This is a genomic window from Bacillus alkalicellulosilyticus, assembly GCF_002019795.1.
Classification (GTDB): Bacteria; Bacillota; Bacilli; order Bacillales; family Bacillaceae_F; genus Bacillus_AO; species Bacillus_AO alkalicellulosilyticum.
Genome location: NZ_KV917381.1, coordinates 3,984,202 through 3,999,933, shown reverse-complemented (window position 1 = coordinate 3,999,933; position 15,732 = coordinate 3,984,202). Strand labels below are relative to the sequence as shown.

Here is a 15,732-nt window from a genome sequence, read left to right as displayed (position 1 = left end):
AGACCGGAATAAAGGTTGTTCTACCTTTGTCCCGGTCTATTTTAAAAGTTCAGTTTGTAATAAAACGTAATAGGCCTTCAACCTTTTCTTCCGTTAAATCACCAGAGTTATCAAATACTATAATGTTTTCTTTTGGGATGTCCCAATTAATCGTTGGAACAAAGTCAACGCGTGTTTCATAGGAATTCCAATTTTCTAATTTCCATGTGTCTCGGACTGTAGCACGGTCTTCTATGCGCTCTTTTTGTAATTCAATATCCAGTAGTGTCACGACAACGACCTTAACATCAATTTCATTAGCAGGTCTGCCACTTAACTCAATAACTTCTTTGATGTATTCGTTATTTTTTAACTCTGACGTAAATGGTGAAATCATAAAAACGTTTTGACCAACAGATAAGCTTTCGATACAAATATCTTTAGCCGTATCATACTCTAAATCACGAAGGTTCTCTTTGTAAAACTGAGAATCTCGGTCATTTTTATCTAGGTTATTCATTTCTAGAATTTTCTCGACAAATCTACCACCAATGGTATCGCGGTCAAGAAATGTACAAGGCATTCGTAACGCGATTTCTCGTGCTACCGTTGTTTTTCCAGTTCCAGCTACTCCAACAAAATAGACTAATTTTTGCATGTGTACCACCTTTATCGTTGAGATTTCAATGGTTTCATTATACCATAATTCTATTTTGTGGGAATCTACCCTGAATAATGTCCAGATTGAAGATTTTTAAATATATCTTCCTTCATCTCAAGTAATGTTTTTGGGTGGAGTAATTTAAACGTACCAATCTTACGGTAGTCTTCTTCATTTATCTTTTTTTCTTTTTCAAGTTTATCCAACAGAGGCATTCTGAAATCTTCTACTGGAATATAAGCAATGAACAGTGATTTATTTTTATTTGTTAGAAACACCTTGATTCCGTTTACTTCGGGATAAAAAAGACCACGGATATCTATTTTCAACTCAATATCTTCCTTTTTTGCATCAATCACTTCTGGAAGATGACTTGGTAAATTAATAAAGTAAACCATTTGTTCAAAAGAATGGTGAAGGTCCTTATAGCGAAAGTTTAACTTTCTAGACACTCTTTTCATATGCAAGCGCAAGGAAAGATAATAAAAAGGTTTACTTGTTATCCAAAGGATAAATAAACTACAAAAGAGGATGATGAAACCGAGTTGACCATTCATGACATGACCTCACCTTTCGAGCTGAAAACTTGGTTTTTTCCTTTTCGTTTAGCTTCATATAAAGCGTCATCCGCGAATTGAATTAACTTACTGCCATTACTACCTTGTTGATGCTGTTCGGTTGAACTTACTCCCACACTAACCGTTAGTTTTCCTCCTGGTTGCTTATCACCCGATGGGAAAGAGCTTGTCTCAATGCTTGCTCTAATGGTTTCAGCAATATCAAATGCTTCTTGGAGAGATTTACTTGGCAGGAGTACTGCAAATTCTTCTCCCCCAAAACGATAACAATACTCAAGATCTTTTATGACTGTTACGATTACTTTTGCAAGTTGACTAAGCACTTCATTTCCAAGTAGATGCCCGTTTGTGTCGTTATAATGCTTGAAAAAGTCAATATCCATCATTATAAGAGAAATCGGTTGATTTGAATTATTTGTGAAATAATAATCGATTTTTTGTTGAAACGACCTTTGATTATACAACCCTGTTAACCCATCTTTTAAAGCCATATCTTCTGTCATTTGATATAATCGTGCATGGTCAATAGCAATTGCTGCTTGATTGGCAAAAGGAATAACGGCTTCTATTTCATCCATCGAAATAGGGTACTTATTTACAATGTTATCGATTAGAAGAACCCCTACTTTTTTTCCTTGATTTACTAAAGGCAATACTGCAAATTCATTCATATCAAACAATTCATGTAGTTTTACTTGAACGGCATCTGTGTTGTCGATAGTAACAACATGAATCGGTTTATTTTGTGATAAGGAAGATAAAATGATATTATTTTCATCGTTTTCATCATGGATCACTAGTGATTTTACTAAGTAATTTAGGTCGCTATCCATATCTTTTTCTTCCCTATCCATTTCTATTAAATCCTGTAATTTATATTTTTCTGCAGCGATCATTTCCCAAATGGCATAGCCTTCTGTGGAGTTCATTGGACCAACAGCCATCTTCCCATGAAGTTGATTTTTGTCATCAATTAAAAAAACCATTGCTCGATTAAACCCCATACCATGACCTGCTGTAACGGCTATTAAAATCGTGTGTAATAGTTTATCAAGTTGTAAGGTTTGCTGCATGGATGTGTTGATTTCATGAAAAATGCGGAGCTGATTAGAACGTTTTATTAATTTCTTGGTCCATAACTGGGCTTCTTCTCTTTTTGCTTTAGATTGAGATACGAAGTAAGCGCTTAAAAGCGCGACTACGATATACGTCCCTAGCAGTAAAAAAGTGTGGTTATACGTAAAGTAAAGAACGAGATAACTTAACAGTGCCGTTATAGAACCACCTATATAAGAGAAACTGAAAACAGCTAAAGCAATTGCCCCAAGATATAGCCAAGGAAGAGGTAGAGTTGTCATTATTCCTACATACGTTATGACTAGAAAAATAGTTATACAGAAAAAAAGCTTGTGTACAGTTAATTGAAATTGAAACCGTAAGAAATTTATTAATAAAAGGACTAAAGTAGCGATTAAGGGCAAGATGTACAAACTGTTATCCAAGAACAACACCTACTTTTGTAAAAAGTTACCTTTATTATAACACTTTTATACTAAAAACGAAATGAAAACTGACTGGGAAAACTAGTTATATAGTTTATAATGGACTCACTCGTAACAAACCCGTTGTGAATTAATCGTTCACAACGGGCTTACGGTTATACCTCTCCACTTTATTCAGTAGGTAAGCTTTGTCTTCGAAAGCGAACTGGACCTTTAATGGTCTTAAAGAATACAGGTTCAAATACCTCAATACCTTCCACGTATTTTTCAGCTACGATTTTCATTTCAATCACTTCATTTATCATAGCTTGCGAAAACTGCTCATATTCCTCATCGGTGTATTCATCGGTGCCTTCAAAAAACTCTTCGCCCCCTGATTCTGCTAATAACGTTACATATAAATCAAGGACGAACCTTTCGCTTACGGTAGCCATTTCTGGTAGGCCTTTTTCTTCCTCACTTTTTACAACGAATGAAGCACCGTAATATAAAGCTGCGTATTCTTGAAAGGTAATTTCCTGTTTCTTTTCTATTTTTAGCTGTAGGTCATTCCAAAAGCTATCGGTTCCTTGTACTTTAGGAATCAGAGGAATAATGCTGTTATAAGCTTCATCAAAATCAGTAAAGTGTTTTATTTTCATATGTACATTCCTTTCGGTAAATTGGCTATTTTAAATTATACTCTTTCTCTTTGTCTGATAGTAGTGGTTTGAACAATTGATATGATAAACTTACTACAATATAGCTAAGATGGAGGAATGAATCATGAGTGAACGTCCGAAAAAATATTGCAGAGAAACGAGAGTCATAAAAACGAGTCGTGTGTTTCCATTTGATACGAACAATCATAATACATTATTTGGTGGAAAGTTAATGAGCTATATGGATGATGTTGCTTCAATTTCAGCTTCAAGACATGCCCGTTGTGATGTAGTAACAGCCTCAACCGACTCTGTCGATTTTTTAAAGCCAATTAACTTAGATGATTCGGTTTGTTTGCAGTCGTATGTTACATGGGTGGGGAGGTCCTCGATGGAAGTGTTTGTAAAGGTGGTAGCTGAAAATTTAATGACAGGAGAGCGTTATTTAGCTGCTACTTCGTTCTTAACTTTTGTGGCTTTAGATTCAAACGGGAACCTAACAGAAGTCCCTGATATTATTCCTGAAACCGAAGAAGAAATTCGATTACATAAAAATGCCGTACAACGAACAAAGGAACGAAAGCAACGTCGGAAAGACAGCCAGGCACTTGCGGAGGCATTGAATATTCATGTACCTTGGTAAGAAAAGAGGAGACTAAAAATGAATCAGATTTATTTAGATTATAATGCAAGTACCCCGATTGCACCTGAGGTTAAAGAGGTGATGCTACCGTTTTTGCAAGAACATTACGGAAATCCATCCGCTTTGCATTTTGCTGGAAGTGAAGCGAAGAAAGCCGTTGAACAAGCAAGAACACAAGTGGCTAACTTTATTGGAGCAAAACCCAATGAAATAGTTTTTACAAGTGGAGGAAGTGAAGCAAATAATCATGTACTAAAAAGTGTCTTTCAAACCTTTTCAGGAAAAGGCAATCATATTATTACTTCTAAAATTGAACACCCAGCTATTATTAATCCATGCAAGTATTTAGAACAACAAGGTGCCCGAGTCACATACGTCGATGTCGATGAGTATGGAGTCGTTCAATTAGATGCAATTGAGAACGCAATTATGAGAGAGACAGTCCTTATATCGATTATGCACTCAAATAATGAGGTAGGTTCGATACAACCAATTCAAGAAATTAGTAAACTCGCGAAACGGTATAATGTGTTTTTCCATACGGATGCTTCACAATCACTGGGGAAAGTCCCAATTGACGTGAATGAGCTTGGAGTTGACTTTTTGACGATTGCGGGACATAAGCTCTACGCTCCAAAAGGAATTGGTGCCTTATTTTTGAGACAAGGAATTTTGCTAGAGCCATTCATTCACGGTGCCGGGCATGAACAAGGAAGACGAGCAGGAACGGAAAATGTTCTATTTACTGTTGGCCTTGGGAAAGCTTGCGAGTTAGCGAAACATAGTAGCATTGAACAACATAAATTGACTGAGATTCGTGATTACTTTTGGGAAAGTCTGAAAGAGCATTACAACGAGAAAGTCGTCAGGAATGGCCATCCAGAAAAGCAACTTCCGAATACGTTAAACGTTTCTTTTCCCGGTCAAATCGGTCAAGAACTTCTAGATAAGCTTCCTGAAATTGCAGCTTCAACGGGCTCTGCTTGTCACTCAGGCCAAGTAACATTGTCTCCAGTATTACAAGCGATGGGTATCAGTGAACATATTGGGATGGGAACGATTCGTTTTAGTGTGGGGCGCTATACTACAAAAGAGGAAATTGATGTAGCTGTACAATTAATTAAAGAAAGAGTGTAACAAATATTCCATTGACTTCCTAAATTTTCTATAATATATATGAGTTAAATGAATTGGAAAGGGGTCACTGTTATGGTAGAAGTTGCAGCTATGATTATGGTATTAGGTATTGTCGCCATTAGTGGACTAGTAGCGATTACACTGATTAAAGCATGGCAAACGAAAATGAAAGCATCTAAAGATCAATCCTATCAACGACTAGCAGAAGAAATGCTAGCCGTAAATAAACAAATCATCCAAGAACAACAACAATTGAAACTTGAGATGGCAGAGTTACAAAAGAAAATAAATTAGTTGTATAGATAAGTATAGGTAATCCAACGGGTTTTATTGACCATTGGGTTATTTTTTTTATTTATTTAGCCCAAGCATCGCCTTGGTGAAAACGAAGGGAAAAAACGAGTGAAGTGGTCATCATAAGTGTGGTGAAGACCAAAGCGAAGGGAAAAAACGAGTGAAATGGTCATCATGAGTGTGATGAAGACCAAACAAAAGAAACTATCGACTGAAACGGTCACCATTCCGTGTGACCCAAACAAAAGCACGAACTTGCTAATACGCACCTAGACCGAATCCCTTAAAACCGCTTACTACAAAAAAAGTATAAAAACATTAGAACATTCTAATGGACGTTTGAATAAAATAGTAGTATACTACAATCAAATATATATTTGAATGAGTGGGAGGGGTGAACTACTGTGTCAGATAGTTGTGAGGTGTACTGTTTTGATGAGGAAAAGGTCTCGAAATTAACATCAGTACTGAATGATAATCAGCATGAGATAAAGAAGACTGTTGCTATTTTTAAAGCTTTAGCAGATGAGACGAGAATGAAAATTGCCTATTCACTCTCACAAGAAGAGGAGTTATGTGTGTGTGATGTTGCCAATATTATTGGAGCTTCAACGGCAACAACGTCACATCATTTGCGCCATCTTCGAACGATTGGATTAGCTAAAAGTAGAAAAGAGGGGAAACTCGTCTTTTATTCGTTAGATGATGAACACGTACGAACGCTTATCACGATTGGGATGGTTCACAGTAAGGAGACGATGTCTCGTGAACAATAGTGAAAAGCAAGTCTTTCAAATTCAAGGTTTAACTTGTGCCAATTGTGCTGCGCAGTTTGAAAAGAATGTTAAAAAAATCGACGAAGTAAAAGAGGTGGAAGTGAATTTTCAAGCCTCGAAGATTACAGTTTCAGGAACCATAACAAAAGAACAGCTAGAAAAAGCAGGTGCATTTGAAAATCTTCGTTTTTTTCAGGAGGGTGAGAAGGTCACCAAACAACCTCTATGGAAATCAAAACCGCTCATGCGCACAGTAATTTCAGGTCTATTCCTTATCATCGCCTTTTACTTTCACCTTCAAATGGGCGGGGAGTTTCTTCCGATCACGCTTTTTTATCTAGCCTCTATGGTCATTGGAGGATATAAATTATTTTGGCAAGGGCTAAAAAACCTGAAGTCATTAACATTTGATATGAAGACGCTGATGACGATTGCTGTACTGGGAGCACTTGCGATAGGGGAGTTAGCAGAAGGTGCTGTAGTTGTGTTTTTATTTGCAATTAGCGAAGCATTAGAAACATTTGCAATGGAAAAAGCAAGGCGTTCGATTCAGTCTCTTGTAGAACTATCACCAGATACGGCAAGCGTTCGTGAAGGAACTACAGTAAAAGTAGTCGCCGTTGAATCAATAAAAATCGGAGACGTAATTGTCGTTCGACCGGGTGAAAAAATTGCCATGGATGGTGTCGTTCAAAAAGGAATCTCCTCTGTTAATCAGGCGCCGATTACAGGTGAATCTCTTCCTGTCACTAAGGAGATAGGTGATACTGTATTTGCTGGAACATTAAATGAGGAAGGTCTCCTTGAAATTGAAGTTACAAAAGGATACGAAGACACGACTCTTTCAAAAATGATTCACCTTGTGGAGGAAGCGCAATCTGAACGAGCTCCATCACAAGCATTTATTGATCGTTTTGCTGCGGTATATACTCCGCTTATAATCCTTATTGCAGCATGTGTGGCGGTTGTTCCCCCATTATTCGTTAATGGCGTTTGGGAAACGTGGATTTACCAGGGATTAGCTGTACTAGTTGTTGGGTGCCCGTGTGCGTTGGTCATTTCTACTCCTGTCGCTATCGTAACAGCGATTGGTAGTGCAGCAAAGCGAGGAGTGCTAATAAAAGGTGGAGTTCACCTTGAGGAAGCCGGTCACATTGATACGATTGCATTTGATAAAACAGGAACTCTGACAATGGGGAAGCCGGAAGTCACTGATTTCATAGCCCTTAGTGGAGATAAAAAAGAAACGGTAGCAATTGCTGCTGCTCTTGAACAAGGCTCTAAGCATCCACTTGCTCGTGCCATTGTTCGATATGCAAATGGAGAACATGGAGCGGAAGTAGAACATTTTCATTCTGAAACGGGGAAAGGTGTTCAGGGGACTATTGCTGGAGTCGTGTATTGGGTTGGAAGCCCGTCCTACATTGAGGAAAAAGTAAAAGTGAACGAGGATATATTGCAAAAAATAGAAACCATTCGAAACGAGGGAAAAACAGTTGTACTCGTTTCGAATGAGAAAACACCGTTGGCCATTTTTGCGATTGCAGACCAAATAAGAGAAGAAAGTGCTCTTCTCTTAGCCAGTTTGTATGATGTTGGCATTAAGGAAACAGTATTGCTTACCGGGGATCATGAAAAAACAGCTGAATCGATTGGAAAGCAATTAGGAATGTCTGAAATAAAGGCCAGCTTACTTCCATCGGATAAAGTAAATGCGATTAAAGAAATTGTTGGACGTGGAAAAAAGGTTGCGATGGTTGGTGACGGGGTTAATGATGCGCCAGCTTTAGCAACAGCTAATGTCGGCATTGCCATGGGAGGTGCGGGTTCTGACGTCGCCTTAGAAACGGCAGATATCGTGTTAATGAAAGATGACCTATCAAGGTTGCCTTTGACAATTAAACTAAGTCGCAAAACATTAGCGATTATTAAACAAAACATTGTTCTTTCGTTAGTATTAAAAATAGGAGCACTGCTTCTTGTCATTCCAGGCTGGCTGACATTATGGATTGCGATAGTTGCGGATATGGGAGCTACTTTGCTTGTAACACTGAACGCCTTACGTTTATTGAGAATAAAAAAATAAGAATGTGAGTGTCGAGGTCGGAACCTGTGAATGCTATAATGGGTACATGAAAAAGGAAAAAAGGAGTTAGGATTGTGAATCAAAAACTGAACGAACAGTTAGAAGGGTTACTAACAAAGTATACAGAGCTTTTATTAGGAGAGGAAAATGAGGAACTACGAGAGAAAGTAAAAGCTTGGGCATTGTTTACTCATATCTCCAAAAGCATGCCTCCGTTAGCAAAGCATTGGAATGAACAGTATCCAGATGGAAAAGAAGGCATAAAGGAACTGATAACGGAAATTCAACAGCTTAATCAGAAGGCTCGAGGGAATAATTAAAAAAAAGGTCGTGCAAAATCTGCACGACCTTTTTGGTTATTCGAGGAAGAGCACTGGCTTCACTCGCTATGCGTCAAACAAAAGAAACCCACTTTTGTTTGACTTTAAAAGATGGTAGCGGCTTCGCTCAGTGCTTCTAAGAAAATTCCACTTCCGCGGCTTTTCTTAGTGCGTTCCGCCGTATGGGAATTGGGTAGAATAGCCTTGGAATTGTTGGTACGTTTGATCCAACTTTTGTTGTGGAGTGGCTTCAAACGAGTACCACCCTTTTTTGAACATTAAATTAAATAATTCACGTTGGCAATTTTGCGTTTCATTGAAGATGGTGCTGACTGTGTGATATAAACTTTCATGACTTGCTTCATTTAACGCATAACTATAATTGTTCGTCATATACTTTTCAGTAGCAAGGATATCATTAATGTAATCACGGTCGTTCATTTGTGGCGATTCAGGAACTTGAGTTTTAGGGTTTTGAATTTTATTATTTTGCTGACTCATATGAGCGCCTCCCTTATTGCATTTGTTGTGGTTGGTTTTGAGATTGTAAATGCTGAATTAACGACTGATAGTGACGTTGGTGCATTTGTCCAGCCGTTTGAATGGCAGCTTTAATTTCTTGGTCTGTACATTGCTGAGCAAAGAGGTTACATTTCTTCATCGCAAGTAAGTTCCAAGAAAGCATGTCAGAAATGTAAAGTTGGTCCTTACTCGTAATGACATTTGGTGGTTCGCTCATAATACCTTGTTGGTTTTGTTGCTGTTGATTCATCATCTGTTGATTTTGTTGTTGACTCATTTGTTGTTGGTTCATCATTTGTTGTTGCATCATTTTTCTTCCTCCCTCTGTAGTATCACTTTTTTATGATACAAGGTTAGAGTGTGAGGAAATGTCGTTTCTTATGTGTTTAAGCTCTTGCTACTATAAGAAGAAGTTAACAAACAATGTATTTTTGAAATTTTAGAAATAATTATTGCTATGTATGGGGAAATCTTTTATAGTTTAAGTAAGAACAGTTTATTGCAGATATTTTTTTAAAATAAAAATGAATGAGTATTCATTCAAGGGCTCATTCTTGGTAGAGGAGAAGGAGGACAAGTATGATTGGTCAAATACGAAAAGCCGCCGTTTTAGGCTCTGGTGTCATGGGTTCGGGAATTGCCGCTCATTTAGCGAATGTGGGGATCCCAACATTGTTATTAGATATTGTCCCTCGTGAGCTTTCACAAGAGGAACAAACAAAAGGTCTGACTTTAGATGATGCTCAAGTTCGAAATCGGATAAGTACGAGTTCACGTCAAAAATTGTTAAAGCAAAAGCCAGCTCCACTTACTGAGAAAGGGAACATTTCTTTAATTGAAGCAGGTAACTTTGAAGACGATATGAAACGACTTAGTGAAGTCGATTGGATTATTGAAGTTGTTGTTGAAAATTTGGATATAAAGAAAAAAGTATTTGAACAGGTAGACCAATACCGCAAAAAAGGTTCAATTGTAAGTTCAAATACATCAGGGATCTCAGTGGAAGCGATGGCGGAAGGTCGTTCTGAAGATTTTCAGAGTCACTTTTTAGGAACTCATTTCTTCAATCCACCACGTTATTTAAAATTACTTGAAATCATACCTACTCAACATACAAGCGATGAAGTCATTTCATTTATGACAGCGTTTGCAGAGGATACGCTTGGTAAAGGTGTGGTATCTGCAAAGGATACACCTAACTTTATTGCGAATCGAATTGGAACATATGGCTTACTCATTACAGTTGACCAAATGGTTAAAGGTGGTTTCTCCGTTGGTGAGATTGATTCCGTGACAGGACCAGCGATAGGGCGACCAAAAAGTGCGACTTTCAGAACGCTAGATGTAGTTGGCCTTGATACATTTTTACACGTTGCCAAGAACGTTTATGACAAAGTAGACGGAAAAGAAAAAGATGTTTTTGACCCACCGAGCTTTATGAAGGAAATGGGTGAAAAAGGCTGGATAGGTAGTAAGTCGGGGCAAGGCTTTTATTTGAAGACTAAAGGGGCAAATGGCAGTGAAATTCTTGAACTAGACCCAACTACACTTGAATATGGTCCGCGAAAAAAGCTCAGTACGAAATCAACAGAAGCAGCACGTCAAGCAAAGAGTTTAAAAAATAAAGTCCGAACGTTAGCTTATGCCGATGACCGAGCAGGTGAATTGTTATGGGGAATTTTCAAGCCAGTCCTTATTTATACTGCTGAAAAATGCTATGAAATTGCAAATGACATTCATGCCATTGACCAAGCGATGAAGTGGGGCTTTGGTTGGGAACAAGGACCATTTGAACTGTGGGATGCATTAGGTGTGGAAAAATCTATAGCACGGATGGAAGCAGAGGGAGAAGTGGTTCCGGTTTGGGTTAAAGAAATGATAGCTGCCGGTCATGATTCCTTTTATAAAGAAAACGCGTATTATCACAAAGGTGACTATGTAGCGATACAAGAAAATAAAAAAGTCATACATCTTAGAACAGTAAAAAAAGAAGAAAGTAACGTCATCTTTAAGAACAGTGGAGCCTCGCTTATTGATTTAGGTGACGGAGTAGCTTGCTTGGAATTCCATTCACCAAACAACTCAATTGGGTTAGATGTCATGCAAATGATTAACAAATCAATTGAAGAAGTTGAAAAGAATTATAAAGGTCTTGTGATTGGAAACCAAGGAAAGAACTTCTGTGTTGGTGCTAATCTGATGATGATTTTAATGGAAGCGCAAGATTATAATTTCTTTGAAATTGATATCGTTGTTCGTCAGTTCCAAAAATCAATGGCAAACATACGCTATTCAGCTAAACCAGTTGTCGTTGCGCCACATGCGATGACGCTTGGCGGAGGTACTGAAATTTGCTTGCCATCGGCTAGTATTCAAGCAGCTTCTGAGACTTACATGGGTCTAGTAGAGGTAGGAGTTGGACTGATTCCAGGTGGAGGTGGAAACAAAGAGTTGTACCTTCGAAACCTTGAACGCCTTCCTCAAGGAACAACGATTGATTTACAAGCTGTCGCTAATAAAACATTTGAAACGATTGCAATGGCAAAAGTGGCGACCTCTGCGGCTGAAGCGAGAGTTAATGGATTTTTAAGTGAACGTGATGGCATTACGATGAACGGTGACCATGCATTGCATGCAGCGAAGCAACAAGTTATCCATCTCCATGACCAAGGCTATGTAGCACCAACTCGTAAGAAGATAAAAGTTGTTGGAGAACCAGGTTATGCGACAATGCTTCTTGGAGCGAAAACGATGCAATTTGGTGGCATGATTTCTGAGCATGATATGAAAATTGCTGAGAAACTAGCGTTTGTTATTGCGGGAGGTCGTGTCCCAAGAGGTACAGAAGTCGATGAGCAATATTTGTTAGATATTGAAAGAGAAGCGTTTTTAAGCTTAGTTGGGGAACCGAAAACGCAACAAAGAATGCAACACATGTTAGCTAAAGGTAAGCCGTTACGTAATTAAAGAAGTGTGAAAAGGGAGGGAAGAGCATTGAGAGAAGCGGTAATTGTAGCTGGTGCAAGAACACCAGTTGGAAAAGCAAAAAAAGGGACACTGGCTCATGTAAGACCAGATGACCTTGGAGCGATAGCAGTGAAAGAAACGTTAAAGCGAGCGGGAGATTTTGACCCGACGAAAATAGATGATGTCATTATCGGTTGTGCAATGCCGGAAGCTGAGCAAGGGATGAATGTAGCTCGAAATATCGGTGCATTAGCAGGGTTGCCTGATACGGTTCCTGCCATCACTATAAACCGTTATTGTTCATCTGGGCTACAAAGTATTGCCTATGCCGCAGAGCGGATTATGTTAGGACATTCTACTTCGATAATTGCGGGCGGAGCCGAATCCATGAGCTTAATTCCTATGGGTGGTCATGTCATTGCGCCCAATCCAACTTTAGTTGAAAATGCTCCGGAATATTATATGGGAATGGGCTATACGGCAGAGGAAGTAGCAAAACGTTTTGAGATTAGTCGTGTTGACCAAGATGCGTTTGCGGTTGAAAGTCATCGCCGCGCCGCACTAGCAATTAAAGAAGGCAAGTTTAATGATGAAATTGTGCCAGTGGACGTTACACTACGTTCTGTTGGAGAGGATCATAAATTACAAGAGAAAAAAGTGACACTAAGCACCGATGAAGGAGTACGACCGGACACATCAGTGAATGGATTAGCGAAACTACGACCAGCGTTTCACCCTAAAGGCTCAGTCACTGCAGGTAATGCTTCACAAATGAGTGACGGGGCTGCGAGTGTACTTGTAATGGATAGAGAAGCAGCAGAATCAAATGGTTTAACTCCAATTGTAAAATTCCGTTCGTTTGCTGTTGCAGGTGTTCCTCCAGAAATTATGGGGATTGGTCCAGTTGAAGCGATTCCAAAAGCAATTGCTCTAGCAGGCTTAGAGCTCTCTGATATTGGATTATTTGAATTAAATGAAGCCTTTGCTTCTCAATCACTTCAAGTGATTCGTCATTTGCAGTTAGACCCTGAGAGAGTAAATGTCAATGGGGGAGCGATTGCACTAGGTCATCCACTTGGATGTACAGGAACAAAATTAACTCTATCGCTCATGCATGAGATGAAGCGTAGAGGAGAGCAATTTGGTGTTGTGACAATGTGTATCGGTGGAGGCATGGGAGCTGCCGGGGTATTTGAATTACTTTAATTATAGTGAATTATGAAACGGGGGAAATCAGAATGAGTGATGTAAAACAAGAGATTGTAAAAGGTGCCAGTTTCCTAATAGAAGATGTAGCTGCTGAGAGTGTGTTCACACCAGAGGATTTTACGGAAGAACATGTCATGATCGGTAAGACTGCAGAAGATTTTGTTGTGAATGAAGTTGTTCCAGAAATCGAGAAAATCGAAGAGCATCAATTTGATATTTCAAGAAGGTTACTTTCTGAAGCGGGAGAACTTGGTTTGTTAGGGGCAGACGTTCCTGAGGAATATGGTGGCCTCGGTCTCGATAAAATAAGTTCATCAATCATTACTGAAAAATTTGCACGTGCAGGCTCTTTCTCGTTAAGTTATGGTGCTCATGTTGGAATTGGTTCTCTTCCAATTGTATTTTTCGGAAACCATGAGCAAAAGGAAAAGTATTTACCTGCATTAGCTACAGGGGAAAAAATTGCAGCATATGCTCTCACAGAACCTGGTTCAGGCTCAGATGCACTTGGAGCGAAAACGACAGCGGTATTAAACGAAGCAGGTACTCACTATGTATTAAATGGGGAAAAACAGTGGATTACAAACTCAGCTTTTGCCGATGTGTTTGTCGTTTACGCAAAAATTGATGGAGAGCATTTCTCAGCATTTATCGTTGAAAAGGAATATGAAGGTGTGTCTACAGGTCCTGAAGAAAAGAAAATGGGGATTAAAGGTTCATCGACACGTACATTAATTCTTGAGGATGCGCTTGTTCCGAAAGATAACTTGCTTGGTGAAGCAGGCAAAGGTCATATTATTGCCTTTAACATATTAAACGTTGGACGCTATAAGCTTGGTATTGGAACAGTTGGTGGCTCAAAGCGTTGTTTAGAGCTTGCAGCGAACTATGCGAATGAGAGAAAGCAATTTAAACAGCCAATTGCCAAGTTCACATTAATTCAAGAAAAACTAGCGAATATGGCAACGATGATTTATGCGGCGGAAAGCTCAATTTACAGAACAGGCGGTTTATTCGAAGAACGACTTGGTGGTTTAACTGATGAAGAACAAAAGGATGGAAGAGAAGTAGCTAAGGCAATTGCGGAGTATGCCGTTGAATGTTCATTAAATAAAATTGTCGGCTCAGAAACTCTAGATTATGTAGCCGATGAAGCCGTTCAAATTCATGGTGGCTACGGCTTTATGGCGGAGTATGAAGTGGAAAGAGCTTATCGTGATTCGCGAATTAATCGAATTTTTGAAGGAACCAATGAAATCAATCGCCTTTTAGTTCCAGGTACAATCCTTCGAAAAGCGATGAAAGGTGAACTTCCACTTTTAGAAAAAGCAATGAATCTTCAACAAGAGTTATTAATGATGATGCCAGAGGAAGTTGGCGATGAAACATTAGAGCAAGAGAAATATTTGTTGAAAATGGCAAAGAAGATTTTCTTAATGATTGCGGGTGCAGGCGCTCAAAAGTATCAAGAAAAGCTTCAGCATGAACAAGAGTTACTTTCAAACGTGGCTGACATTGTAAGTGAAATTTTCTCAATGGAATCTGCCATCCTTCGTACTGAAAAAGCGATTGGAGTAACAGGTTTAGAGAAAAACGAACAAAAGCTATTAATGACTCAAGTATATTGCCAAGAAGCATTTAACCGCATTGAAGCGCATGCCAAAGAATCGCTTGTTGCTATGGAAGAGGGCGACTCATTACGTACAATGATTTCAATTTTACGTAAGCTTACTCGCCATACACCAATTAATGTCATTACGAAAAAACGCGACATTGCCGCGAAAGTTCTTGAAAGCGAAAAGTATGTAGTCTAACGATATTATCAATTTTGAAGCTTTGTTTCTACAGACATTGCTTCAAAAAAAATATAATGATGCCTCCTTTCTGCAAAGGAAGTAGCATTCTCCTCTCAGCTTTATGCCAGGAAGCTCCTATAATCGTGGGAGCTTCTTTGCATGAAAAAGAATTAAAAGTTAAAATGATTATGTTATTTAGAAAAAATGGAAAGCATGGAAGAGAGAGGAGTTGGCCACAATGGCTTTAACATTTTATTGGTATCCGAATTGTGGAACATGTAAAAAGGCAAAAGCATGGTTAGAAAGTAATGGAATTGCTTTTGAACCAATACATATTGTAGAACATCCACCAAGTAAAGAAGAATTAAAAGAGTTGTATGAAAAAAGCAATCTAGAGTTAAAAAAGTTCTTTAATACAAGCGGAAAAAAATATCGCGAGCTAGGAATCAAGGATAAAATTCCAACAGCTACAGAAGATGAGTTATTACAGCTATTAGCTTCCGATGGGATGTTAATTAAACGACCGATCGTCACAGACGGAAGCAAAGTTACAGTTGGCTTTAAGGAAGAGCAGTTTGAACAAACTTGGAAATCGTAACAATAGTTGTGAAACACTAACAA

16 protein-coding genes are annotated in these 15,732 nt (G+C 38.7%); 10 read left to right on the top strand and 6 right to left on the bottom strand.

The window, feature by feature from the left end:
* Window positions 1-49: 49 nt before the first annotated feature.
* The 4 genes from BK585_RS20085 to BK585_RS20070 all read right to left on the bottom strand — a co-directional run bounded on the left by BK585_RS20085 (window position 50) and on the right by BK585_RS20070 (window position 3,361).
* A complete protein-coding gene (locus BK585_RS20085) occupies window positions 50-637 on the bottom strand; it encodes a P-loop nucleotide/nucleoside kinase family protein (RefSeq protein ID WP_078555701.1) in 588 nt (195 codons plus the stop codon).
* A gap of 65 nt (window positions 638-702) precedes the next feature.
* Window positions 703-1,197 (bottom strand): hypothetical protein, encoded by a 495-nt coding sequence (locus BK585_RS20080; RefSeq protein ID WP_078555700.1) that lies wholly within the window; start codon window positions 1,195-1,197, stop codon window positions 703-705.
* Window positions 1,194-2,576, bottom strand: coding sequence for a sensor domain-containing diguanylate cyclase (locus BK585_RS20075; protein ID WP_078555699.1), 1,383 nt, complete (start codon window positions 2,574-2,576; stop codon window positions 1,194-1,196). The genes BK585_RS20080 and BK585_RS20075 overlap by 4 nt, the downstream gene beginning before the upstream one ends.
* Window positions 2,577-2,890: 314 nt before the next feature.
* Window positions 2,891-3,361: a hypothetical protein gene (locus BK585_RS20070; RefSeq protein WP_078555698.1), complete on the bottom strand. Its 471-nt coding sequence runs from the start codon at window positions 3,359-3,361 to the stop codon at window positions 2,891-2,893.
* A 124-nt stretch (window positions 3,362-3,485) separates the two neighbouring features.
* On the opposite strand from BK585_RS20070, the gene BK585_RS20065 reads away from it, so the two are divergent.
* The 6 genes from BK585_RS20065 to BK585_RS20040 all read left to right on the top strand — a co-directional run bounded on the left by BK585_RS20065 (window position 3,486) and on the right by BK585_RS20040 (window position 8,617).
* Window positions 3,486-4,004 carry an acyl-CoA thioesterase gene (locus BK585_RS20065; RefSeq protein ID WP_078555697.1) on the top strand — a complete coding sequence of 173 codons (519 nt, stop codon included), beginning with the start codon at window positions 3,486-3,488 and terminating at the stop codon, window positions 4,002-4,004.
* Between the two features lie 18 nt (window positions 4,005-4,022).
* Complete coding sequence (locus tag BK585_RS20060) at window positions 4,023-5,141, top strand: cysteine desulfurase family protein (protein WP_078555696.1); 1,119 nt, start codon at window positions 4,023-4,025, stop codon at window positions 5,139-5,141.
* A gap of 72 nt (window positions 5,142-5,213) precedes the next feature.
* A complete protein-coding gene (locus BK585_RS20055) occupies window positions 5,214-5,435 on the top strand; it encodes a hypothetical protein (RefSeq protein ID WP_078555695.1) in 222 nt (73 codons plus the stop codon).
* Window positions 5,436-5,839: 404 nt separating this feature from the next.
* Window positions 5,840-6,211 carry an ArsR/SmtB family transcription factor gene (locus BK585_RS20050; protein ID WP_078555694.1) on the top strand — a complete coding sequence of 124 codons (372 nt, stop codon included), beginning with the start codon at window positions 5,840-5,842 and terminating at the stop codon, window positions 6,209-6,211.
* Window positions 6,141-8,297, top strand: a complete 2,157-nt coding sequence (locus tag BK585_RS20045) for a heavy metal translocating P-type ATPase (protein ID WP_078555693.1) — start codon at window positions 6,141-6,143, stop codon at window positions 8,295-8,297. The genes BK585_RS20050 and BK585_RS20045 overlap by 71 nt, the downstream gene beginning before the upstream one ends.
* A gap of 74 nt (window positions 8,298-8,371) precedes the next feature.
* Complete coding sequence (locus BK585_RS20040; RefSeq protein WP_078555692.1) at window positions 8,372-8,617, top strand: DUF2573 family protein; 246 nt, start codon at window positions 8,372-8,374, stop codon at window positions 8,615-8,617.
* 165 nt (window positions 8,618-8,782) lie between these two features.
* Here the strand turns inward: BK585_RS20040 and BK585_RS20035 are convergent, their stop codons facing one another.
* Together BK585_RS20035 and BK585_RS20030 are read right to left on the bottom strand one after the other, a co-directional pair.
* On the bottom strand, window positions 8,783-9,118 hold the full coding sequence (locus tag BK585_RS20035) for a spore coat protein (RefSeq protein WP_078555691.1): 336 nt from the start codon (window positions 9,116-9,118) through the stop codon (window positions 8,783-8,785).
* Between the two features lie 13 nt (window positions 9,119-9,131).
* Window positions 9,132-9,449: a hypothetical protein gene (locus tag BK585_RS20030; protein WP_419095551.1), complete on the bottom strand. Its 318-nt coding sequence runs from the start codon at window positions 9,447-9,449 to the stop codon at window positions 9,132-9,134.
* Window positions 9,450-9,718: 269 nt separating this feature from the next.
* Here BK585_RS20030 and BK585_RS20025 point away from each other — a divergent pair, with 269 nt between their 5' ends.
* The 4 genes from BK585_RS20025 to BK585_RS20010 all read left to right on the top strand — a co-directional run bounded on the left by BK585_RS20025 (window position 9,719) and on the right by BK585_RS20010 (window position 15,709).
* Window positions 9,719-12,106 carry a 3-hydroxyacyl-CoA dehydrogenase/enoyl-CoA hydratase family protein gene (locus BK585_RS20025; protein WP_078555690.1) on the top strand — a complete coding sequence of 796 codons (2,388 nt, stop codon included), beginning with the start codon at window positions 9,719-9,721 and terminating at the stop codon, window positions 12,104-12,106.
* 27 nt (window positions 12,107-12,133) lie between these two features.
* Window positions 12,134-13,312 (top strand): acetyl-CoA C-acetyltransferase, encoded by a 1,179-nt coding sequence (locus BK585_RS20020; protein ID WP_078555689.1) that lies wholly within the window; start codon window positions 12,134-12,136, stop codon window positions 13,310-13,312.
* A 32-nt stretch (window positions 13,313-13,344) separates the two neighbouring features.
* Complete coding sequence (locus BK585_RS20015; protein ID WP_078555688.1) at window positions 13,345-15,129, top strand: acyl-CoA dehydrogenase family protein; 1,785 nt, start codon at window positions 13,345-13,347, stop codon at window positions 15,127-15,129.
* 220 nt (window positions 15,130-15,349) lie between these two features.
* Window positions 15,350-15,709, top strand: a complete 360-nt coding sequence (locus tag BK585_RS20010; RefSeq protein WP_078555687.1) for an arsenate reductase family protein — start codon at window positions 15,350-15,352, stop codon at window positions 15,707-15,709.
* Window positions 15,710-15,732 lie beyond the last annotated feature (23 nt).

Coding starts and splice junctions, on each gene's coding strand:
- BK585_RS20045 (WP_078555693.1), top strand. CDS start 6,141: ATGAACACGTACGAACGCTTATCACGATTGGGATGGTTCACAGTAAGG.
- BK585_RS20035 (WP_078555691.1), bottom strand. CDS start 9,118: ATGAGTCAGCAAAATAATAAAATTCAAAACCCTAAAACTCAAGTTCCT.
- BK585_RS20085 (WP_078555701.1), bottom strand. CDS start 637: ATGCAAAAATTAGTCTATTTTGTTGGAGTAGCTGGAACTGGAAAAACA.
- BK585_RS20065 (WP_078555697.1), top strand. CDS start 3,486: ATGAGTGAACGTCCGAAAAAATATTGCAGAGAAACGAGAGTCATAAAA.
- BK585_RS20060 (WP_078555696.1), top strand. CDS start 4,023: ATGAATCAGATTTATTTAGATTATAATGCAAGTACCCCGATTGCACCT.
- BK585_RS20030 (WP_419095551.1), bottom strand. CDS start 9,449: ATGATGCAACAACAAATGATGAACCAACAACAAATGAGTCAACAACAA.
- BK585_RS20055 (WP_078555695.1), top strand. CDS start 5,214: ATGGTAGAAGTTGCAGCTATGATTATGGTATTAGGTATTGTCGCCATT.
- BK585_RS20010 (WP_078555687.1), top strand. CDS start 15,350: ATGGCTTTAACATTTTATTGGTATCCGAATTGTGGAACATGTAAAAAG.
- BK585_RS20025 (WP_078555690.1), top strand. CDS start 9,719: ATGATTGGTCAAATACGAAAAGCCGCCGTTTTAGGCTCTGGTGTCATG.
- BK585_RS20075 (WP_078555699.1), bottom strand. CDS start 2,576: ATGACAACTCTACCTCTTCCTTGGCTATATCTTGGGGCAATTGCTTTA.
- BK585_RS20070 (WP_078555698.1), bottom strand. CDS start 3,361: ATGAAAATAAAACACTTTACTGATTTTGATGAAGCTTATAACAGCATT.
- BK585_RS20080 (WP_078555700.1), bottom strand. CDS start 1,197: ATGAATGGTCAACTCGGTTTCATCATCCTCTTTTGTAGTTTATTTATC.
- BK585_RS20015 (WP_078555688.1), top strand. CDS start 13,345: ATGAGTGATGTAAAACAAGAGATTGTAAAAGGTGCCAGTTTCCTAATA.